Source organism: Streptomyces sp. NPDC006544 (assembly GCF_040611715.1).
In the GTDB taxonomy this organism is placed as follows: Bacteria; Actinomycetota; Actinomycetes; order Streptomycetales; family Streptomycetaceae; genus Streptomyces.
In genome coordinates this window covers 1-5,493 of sequence record NZ_JBEXOV010000186.1, presented here as the reverse complement: position 1 = coordinate 5,493, position 5,493 = coordinate 1, and the positions used below count along the sequence as shown (strand labels likewise).

Sequence of the window (5,493 nt, the reverse complement as noted above, 5' to 3'; positions counted from 1 at the left end):
GGCGCCGGTGCCGGTGAGCAGCCGCAGCCGGGGTCCGCACGCCGGGCAGGCGACGGGCTGGGCGTGGAACCGCCGGTCGCCGGGGTCGGCGTACTCGCGGGCGCAGTCGGGGCACATGGGGAAGCCGGCCATCGTGGTGTTCGGCCGGTCGTAGGGCAGTGCCGTGACGATGGTGAAGCGCGGCCCGCAGTGCGTGCAGGTGATGAAGGGGTGGCGGTGGCGCCGGTCGGCCGGGTCCGCGAGCTCGGCGAGACAGGCGGCGCACGTGGCCACGTCCGGGGAGATCAGCGTACGGGCGGGGCCCCCCGTCCGGGAGGCGACGATGGTGAACCCGGCCCCGCCCACGGCCGGGACCTCGTCGTGGTCCACGGTGTCGACGACGGCGAGCGGGGGAGCGTCGGCCGCGAGCCGGTCGCAGAACTCCGCGACGGCCGACGCCGCGCCCTCCACCTCGGCGACGACTCCCTCCGCGGTGTTGGTGACGTGGCCGGCCAGTCCGAGGCCGGTCGCGCGGGTGTACACGTAGGGCCGGAACCCGACGCCCTGCACCACGCCGCGGACCGTGACCCGGCGGCGCTCGAGCGCCTCCATCAGAAGGTCTGCCCCACGGCGGGACGCGCGCGGTGCTCAGGACCGGGGTCCGGGTCCGGGTGCGGGTGACCGCCCGCGTGTGCGCCGACCGGGTGGCCGTGCTCATGTCCGTGGTCCTGCGCACGCCCGTGCCCGTGCGTGTGCGCGCCCCCGCCGGAGGCCTGCTGCGCCATCACCGGCGTGTGCGTCGCCGCGCCGTCCGCGACCGCGGTCGCCCGGTCGAGCAGGATGCCCACCCCCTCCCCGGAACGCGCGGACGTCAGGACCACCTCCACCCCGGGGTTGACCTTCTGGACGTGCGCCCGGAACGCGTCCTCGTCGAACTCGACGGCTCCGGCGATGTCGGTCTTGGTGACCAGCACGAGCTGGGCGAGGCCGAAGGCCGTCGGGTACTTCAGGGGCTTGTCCTCGCCCTCGGTCACCGAGGCCAGGACGACCCGCAGGGACTCGCCGAGATCGTAGGAGGCGGGGCAGACGAGGTTGCCCACGTTCTCCACGAAGAGGAGCCGGGTGGGGTCGGGCAGCCAGCCGTCCAGGTGCCGGCCGAGCATCCCGGCCTCCAGATGACAGAGCCCGTCGGTGAGCACCTGCTTGACGGGTGCGCCGGAGCGTGCCAGCCGTACCGCGTCGTTCTCGGTGGCCAGGTCGGCGGTGAGGGCGGCCACCGCCAGCCCGCGCTCCCGGGCGAGAACCAGCTCGCGCTCCAGCAGGGCGGTCTTGCCGCTGCCGGGGCTGGAGAGCAGGTTGACGGTCACGGTGCCGCGGGCGGTGAGCTCGGCGCGCAGGGTGTGCGCGGCGGCGTCGTTCTTGGCGAGTACCGCCTGCTTCAGGTCGACCACTCGGCACATGGCTCGGTGCTCCTCGGAGTTCGGTTCGCGGAATCGTGCGTGGCCGGGCCGGCGCCGGAACCGTCCACCCAGTTCACACTGAGGATCTGCAGCTCACGGCCCGAGAGCAGCTCTACGTGCGCCGCGCTCCCGCAACCGGGGCAGCACAGCCGGGGCGGCATGCCGACCGGCCATCGGCGTGCGCAGGAACCGCAGCGGGCGCGGGCGGCCACCGGCTCCGTGACGAGTTCGGCCCCCTCGAGGACCGTGCCCGCACAGGCCAGTTCGAAGCAGAAGGCCAAGGCGTCGGCCACGACTCCGGCCAACTCCCCGACCTGGAGGCGCACCACGCTCACGCCGCTCGCGCCGGCGGCCCCGGCGGCTTCCTCCACCTGGCCCACGACGGCCATGGCGATCGACATCTCGTGCATCGGACTCCGTCCTGCCGGGGCTCATTACACCGGCAGGACGGGGACGGTGCGGCCGGGCACGCCGACGGACGGTCCACCGTGTACGCCGTTCAGCCGCTCCGAGGACCCGGACCGCCGGCCGCGCGCCTCACATGCGGCGCATGCGCAGATAGCGTCTGATGTCGGGGAGGATCTGCACGAGCACGGCGGCGAGCGCGGCCGCGGCCGCACCGCAGATGACGGCCTTCTTCACGGGGTCCTCCTCAACTCGGCGACCGGGGACGCCGCGGCGTCCTGGCCTTCATGGTGTGGGTCGTGGTGGTGCGGGTGGTGCAGGCCGTGGTCCGCGGAGCCGCGATGTCCGACGCCGTGGTCCTCGGTGGCCCGGTCCCCGGCGCCGCCCGGCAGGAGCCCGAGGATCATCCGTACGGCCCGCGGTACGGCGGCGGCCACCGGCTCGCTCAGCCCGATGCCCTCCGTGACCGATGCGGGTTCGCATCCCACGACGAGGATCCGCCGGGGCGGGGTGGTGCCGGTGCCCTCGCACAGGGTCCCCAGCAGGGCCAGGACCGCGTCGGGGGCCATGTGGTGGCCGTCCAGCGGGGCCGCGCCCGGCTCGACGGATCCGGGTGCGCCGGGCTCGATGAGGTAGAGCGTTCCGGGGGCTCCGCCGCGGGCGGTGGCGTCCACCAGGACGAGGGTGTCGTAGCCGTCGAGGAGCTGGTAGGCGAGGTGCACCCCCCGGACGCCGAAGTCCACGGCCTCGACCTGGCCGGGCAGTTCGTACGAGGACAGCTGCCGCAGCGCCTCCACGCCGAAGCCGTCGTCGCCGAGGAACACGTTGCCGATGCCCGCGACCAGGATCCGGCCGCTCACGCGTCCTCCAGGGGCGAGAGCTCGTCGGGCTGGAAGTAGAGGAACCTGCCCTGCTCCCGGCGGATGTCGGCGCCGGGGTCGCCCTCCACGGTGACGGCGAGGTGCACCCCGCCGTCCACGTCGTGCAGGACCGCCTCGACCAGGGCGGTGCGGCCCCGGAGGAACAGGTCCTGGGCGTCGGTGCGCCGCAGGCCCGGCCGCAGCAGCACCCGGCTGCCGACACCGACCGGCACGCCGTCGACGAGCACCCGGTCCCGCGCGGGGTCGGGGGTGTCCGTGTGCGCCGGGTCCCACCAGGGGGTCTCGGGCCTGAACACGGCCTGCTCGTCGAAGGGTTCCACGGGATCCTCCGGCCCGTCCGGGCCGGTGATCTCACGCAGGGCGCGCACGGCGCCGTGCAGGCGCTCCAGCACCTCGGGTGGCATCGACTCGGCCAGGTCGATCACGGCGGCGGCCCTCGCGTCCGTCCCGCGCGCCTCGCGCTTCTCCTGATCGGTCAGGGCGGCGGTGCGCAGGGCGAGGATCTCGTCGATCTCGGTGGAGTCGTACATCGCGCCGATGCTCTCGGGAGCGATCGCGGGATGGTCCTCCAGGATGATCGGCGAGGACAGCACCACGTCCGACCGGCCCGGCTCACCGGCGAGCACGGGCCAGGTGTGCCGGTTGACGCAGGAGGCGACGGCGCCCTTGGCCCACTCCGGCGGATCGGTCATCGACAGGAAGGAACCGCCGCTCAGGCCCAGCAGGAGATGAGCGGCGACGAGCGAGTGCGGCAGCGCCGCCTCCCGGTCCTCGCCGTCGGTGGCGGGGGTCCACGGGTTGGTGTTCTCCACCACCGCCGTGAGCTTCAGCACCCGGTACGGTCCGTCGAGTTCGGCGGCGCGCAGCCGCACGCGTCCCTCGATCCGCTCGGTGCGCCGCACCAGACGGCCGGCGCACCGCCCGTCCGCGTGGGTGACGGGCTCGGTGTCCTCCCGGGCGGCCCGCGCGAACGGGATCTCGGCCCCGTCCCCGGCCAGTTCGGCCAGGGTGACGCTCATCTCGACCCGCTCCTCGGCCCCCTCGTCCCAGGGCACCAGCACCCGGTCGTCCATGTGCAGTTCGGCGACGTCCGCGAACCCGCCTTCGGGCAGGGCCTGTTGGACGGTGCGCCGCCGCGCGTGCAGGAACCGCAGCTCCACGGTGAGTGTCGCGTCGCCCTTGGGCTCCATCAGGAGTTCGGTCTGCTGGAAGGAGGGTTCCTCGTGCGCCGGGCCCCATGCGGGCGGCACGAGCACGCCGAACTGCCAGCGCAGCCGGTTCTTGGCCGCCGAGGCCCGGTAGGGGTACAGCACGTACCCCTCGAAGAGGACCGCGTCGGCCACGTGCCGGGCGGTCGCGAAGCGGGACTCCAGTGCGGTGGCCGTCGTCACGGCGCCGTCCTCTCGGTGACACACGGCAGGGCGGCGCCCAGCCGGAGGGGTCGCAGCGGCTCCGGCCGGGGCTCGGCCGCCGCGTCCAGGAGGGTCCGTACGGTCGCCTCCCAGGAGGCGAGGGCGTGCCGCGAGCGGAAGGCGAGCAAGTCGTCCATGACGTCGCGGGGCAGCCGCAGCCAGCCGCAGCCCGGAAAGTGCTGCTCGACCATCTCGTGCCAGACCGCCACGGGCATCCGGTACGAGGCCTCGCGGTCCCAGGGCACGGGCTCGACGTGGAAGCCGCCGGCCCCGGTGAAGGCGGTGCCGGAGAAGAGCATCAGCAGCGGCGCCTCCCCGTCCTCCAGGCTGCTGAAGTAGCGGCTCGCGGCGATGTCCATGTCGTAGGTGCACGGCACGACCACGTCGATCTCGGTCTCCCCGGTGAAACTGGGCACCATGAGGGCGACCTGGGCGAACTGCACCGGTTGCAGGGTGGTGCCCCAGCGGGAGCGTTCGCCGAACAGATCGGCCAGGCCCGCCGCCTCGGCCGGTCCGTAACCGCGCCGCGCGGGCTCGATGCGCAGCTGGCAGCGCAGCGCCAGGGCGTGAACCCGGGTGGGTCCGGGGTCCCCGCCGGCCGTGACGCGCAGCCGGAACACCAGGGTGGGTCCGGCGGCGTACGGGTCGGCGCGCACACCGGTGCAGGTGAAGCCGAAGTCGGTCATGGCGCGGGTGCCTCCGCCGGGGTCTTGGCCCGTCGCTCGACCTCGGTGAAGAAGGCGTCGAGCGCCGCCCGGGCTTCGGCTCCGCCGTCGAATCCCGTCCACAGCAGGCGCATCCGCCCGACGAGTTCGTAGCAGATGTCGATCGGCACCAGATAGCAGTCGGTCCGTCCCTGCTCACGGCGGAGCAGCAGGGCCTCCACGTCGGGTTCGAGGAGCGGGGCGAGGCGCCCGGCGCCGAGTACGGTCTGCCAGGTCTCGGCGTCGAGTTCGCTCTCGGTGGCGCCGGCCGGGCTCGGGTAGAGCGCGACGAGACGATCGAGGGCGGCGTTGCGGAAGAAGAAGGCGACGCCGACCGGGATCTGGAGCAGTTCCCAGGCGCCGTCGTCGAGGGGGTGGGCGGGGTCGGCGAGGTAGCGGTTCGGGACGGCGCGGAACCGGCCGGTGGCGACGCCGGGCCGGTCGAACAGCAGGGCACACGCGGTGCAGGCGCACACCAGCGCCCGCTTCTCGCTCTCCACGACATGGCGGTGCGCGTCCTGCGCGACGACCGTTCCGCACAGCCCGCAGACCTCGGGGCGGGCCGGGCGCGCGCCGGTGAACCGGCGCAGGCCGCGTGCGGGACGGTCCCCGCCCGGAGAGCTCGGGGCGGGCCTGGCCGTCGCCCTCGCCG

At 74.3% G+C, this 5,493-nt stretch carries 6 protein-coding genes and 1 pseudogene; all 7 read right to left on the bottom strand.

The window, feature by feature from the left end:
• A partial coding sequence (locus ABZY44_RS37195) for an acylphosphatase (protein ID WP_356661911.1) occupies nucleotides 1-591 on the bottom strand: 591 nt, incomplete at its 3' end.
• Nucleotides 591-1,439, bottom strand: coding sequence for a hydrogenase nickel incorporation protein HypB (gene hypB / locus ABZY44_RS37190; protein ID WP_356661909.1), 849 nt, complete (start codon nucleotides 1,437-1,439; stop codon nucleotides 591-593). The genes hypB and ABZY44_RS37195, both read right to left, overlap by 1 nt.
• A complete protein-coding gene (locus ABZY44_RS37185; RefSeq protein WP_356661907.1) occupies nucleotides 1,418-1,849 on the bottom strand; it encodes a hydrogenase maturation nickel metallochaperone HypA in 432 nt (143 codons plus the stop codon). The genes hypB and ABZY44_RS37185 overlap by 22 nt, the downstream gene beginning before the upstream one ends.
• 384 nt (nucleotides 1,850-2,233) lie before the next feature.
• Nucleotides 2,234-2,704: pseudogene (locus ABZY44_RS37180) on the bottom strand (hydrogenase maturation protease); the annotation flags it as partial.
• A complete protein-coding gene (locus ABZY44_RS37175; RefSeq protein WP_356661905.1) occupies nucleotides 2,701-4,116 on the bottom strand; it encodes a hypothetical protein in 1,416 nt (471 codons plus the stop codon). The gene ABZY44_RS37175 and the pseudogene ABZY44_RS37180, both read right to left, overlap by 4 nt.
• Nucleotides 4,113-4,823, bottom strand: a complete 711-nt coding sequence (locus tag ABZY44_RS37170) for a DUF6084 family protein (protein ID WP_356661903.1) — start codon at nucleotides 4,821-4,823, stop codon at nucleotides 4,113-4,115. The genes ABZY44_RS37175 and ABZY44_RS37170 overlap by 4 nt, the downstream gene beginning before the upstream one ends.
• Nucleotides 4,820-5,431, bottom strand: a complete 612-nt coding sequence (locus ABZY44_RS37165; RefSeq protein ID WP_356661913.1) for a DUF5947 family protein — start codon at nucleotides 5,429-5,431, stop codon at nucleotides 4,820-4,822. The genes ABZY44_RS37170 and ABZY44_RS37165 overlap by 4 nt, the downstream gene beginning before the upstream one ends.
• Between the last annotated feature and the right edge of the window lie 62 nt (nucleotides 5,432-5,493).

What these genes read in the sequence shown, in the direction of transcription:
- ABZY44_RS37170 (WP_356661903.1), bottom strand. Translation starts at nt 4,823, where the DNA reads ATGACCGACTTCGGCTTCACCTGCACCGGTGTGCGCGCCGACCCGTAC.
- ABZY44_RS37185 (WP_356661907.1), bottom strand. Translation starts at nt 1,849, where the DNA reads ATGCACGAGATGTCGATCGCCATGGCCGTCGTGGGCCAGGTGGAGGAA.
- hypB (WP_356661909.1), bottom strand. Translation starts at nt 1,439, where the DNA reads ATGTGCCGAGTGGTCGACCTGAAGCAGGCGGTACTCGCCAAGAACGAC.